1 protein-coding gene and 1 pseudogene are annotated in these 2043 nt (G+C 72.8%); both read right to left on the reverse strand.

The genetic code is table 11. The features are described 5' to 3' along the window. A pseudogene (locus DKL51_RS36405) lies at positions 1-229 on the reverse strand (UDP-N-acetylmuramoyl-L-alanyl-D-glutamate--2,6-diaminopimelate ligase); the annotation flags it as partial. A gap of 52 nt (positions 230-281) precedes the next feature. After that, positions 282-2043, reverse strand: a 1762-nt coding sequence (locus tag DKL51_RS15235) for a peptidoglycan D,D-transpeptidase FtsI family protein (RefSeq protein WP_260428504.1), incomplete at its 5' end; no start/stop codon positions are given.

Genomic DNA, 2043 nt, shown 5'->3' on the forward strand with positions numbered 1-2043 from the left:
ACTCCGCACCGTGCCGGCGGGCGCCGGGCAGCGCCGCGTACAGGTCGCCGGGGTGGACCTCCTGGCTGGCGTGCGTCACCCCGGTGACGGCGACCTCGGCGGCGCCGGCCGGGGGTGCGACACCCACCCGGGCGGCGAGGTCGCCGAGCCGGACGGGATTCACGGTACGAGGGCGTGGATTGCCGGACACGGCGTCAGACCCTACCCGGTCGTCCGGTTCCGACCGCACAGCCGCCCCGGTGGTTCGTCGCCACTCACCGATGATGTCCCGCCCTCCCCGCTCAGCGCGGAAAGACCTCGAACTTGGGGGACCGGCTGGTCGCCGAGGGCGGCACCCGGTAGTGACGGAGAGTGAAGCCCATCATCTCCCGGAAGGCTGGCGCGGCCACCGCGCCGCCCTCGCCGCCGGGGCTCCACACGAAGACCGCCACCACGTACTTCGGCTTCTCCGCCGGGGCCATGCCGATGAACGAGCCCACCTCGCCGGGTTGCTGCTTGCCGTCGGCGTAGCGCAGGCCGGTGCCGGTCTTGCCGGCGACCCGATAGCCCGGGATGGCGGCGGCCAGGCCGGTGGCCCGCTCGTACGGGCCCTCGTCGACCGTGGTGACCGCCTCGAGCATGGTGCGCAGCGCGACGGCGTTGGCCGGGCTGAGCACCGAGCGCGTCTTCGGCGTCGGGCCCGGCGTCCGCTTGCCGTCCGGCCCGATCACGTCCTTGATCAGGTGCGGCTGGACGTACGTCCCGTCGTTGGCGATGGCGGCGTACGCGGCGGCCATCTGCAGCGGCGTGGCGTCGACGCTGTGCCCGATCGGCACCGACCCGTACGACGAATCGCTCCACTGGTCCGCGGGGAGCAGCCGCCCGGAGGCCTCCCCCGGCATCCCCTCGCCGGTGGGCTGGCCGAGCCCGAACCGCTTCTGGTAGTCGATCAGCCGTTCCTTGCCCAGCTTGTCGGCGATCTCGATGGTGCCGACGTTGGACGAGAAGGCCAGCATCCCGGGAATACTCATCTTCTGCCCGTTGGCCGGATGGGTGTCCCGGAAGACGGTGTCGCCCCTGCGGATCGTGTTGGGGATCGGCATCGTCGTCTGCGGCGTGATGACGCCTTCCTGGAGCGCCGCGCCGTAGGTGATCGCCTTGTGGATCGAGCCGGGGTCGACCACGAAGCTGGTCGCCGCGTCCTCCCGGTCGGTCGGCTCGCTGTCGCCCGGGTCCGCCGCGTCGTACGTGGGCTGGCTGGCCTGGGCCAGCACCTCGCCGGTGGCGACGTCGAGCACCACGGCGGCGCCGACGCTGCCGCGGGTCTGCGCCATCTGCGCGCTGAGGATCCGCTGCACCTGGAACTGCAGGTCCCGGTCGATGGTCAGCTCCAGCGAGCTGCCCGGCTTCGGCGGGGTGGTCTGGCTGTACCCGCCCGGGATGGGTGCGGCCAGGTCGCCCTGCCCCACCTCGTACACCTTCTTGCCGGCCTGCCCCTGGAGCAGGTCGTCGTACTTGGCCTCCAGGCCCTCCAGGCCGATCATGTCCTGGCTGGTGAAGCCGATCAGGTTGGCCGCCAGGTCACCGCCGGGCACCTCGCGCCGCTCGTCCCGGTGCACGCCGATGCCGGCGAGGTCCAGCGCCATGATCTGCTTGGCCTTCTCGATCTCGACGCCCCGGGCCAGGTACTGGAACCGCGACTGGCCCCCGCCGGGCAGGGTGCGCTGCCGCATCTTCTCGGCCAGGTCGGACCAGGGCACGCCGAGCAGCGGGGAGAGCAGCTTCGCGGTGGCGATCCGGTCCTTGACCAGGGTCGGGTCGGCGAAGATGTACCGCGCCTCGACGCTGTGTGCCAGCGGAGCGCCGGTCCGGTCGTAGATGGCACCGCGGGGCGCGGGCAGGTCGACCCGGGCCAGCCGGTCGCCGACGCCGCCGTCGGCGTACGCCGGGGTGTCGACGGTCTGCAGGAAGACCAGCCGTACCCCGATGGTGGCGAAGAGGGCCAGCGCGAGCAGCGTGCCGAGCCGCAGCCGGCGGCGCGGGTCGGCGAGCTTGGGCGGACGG

Origin of the sequence: Micromonospora globispora (assembly GCF_003857015.1) — a bacterium.
GTDB classification, from domain to species: Bacteria; Actinomycetota; Actinomycetes; order Mycobacteriales; family Micromonosporaceae; genus Micromonospora; species Micromonospora globispora.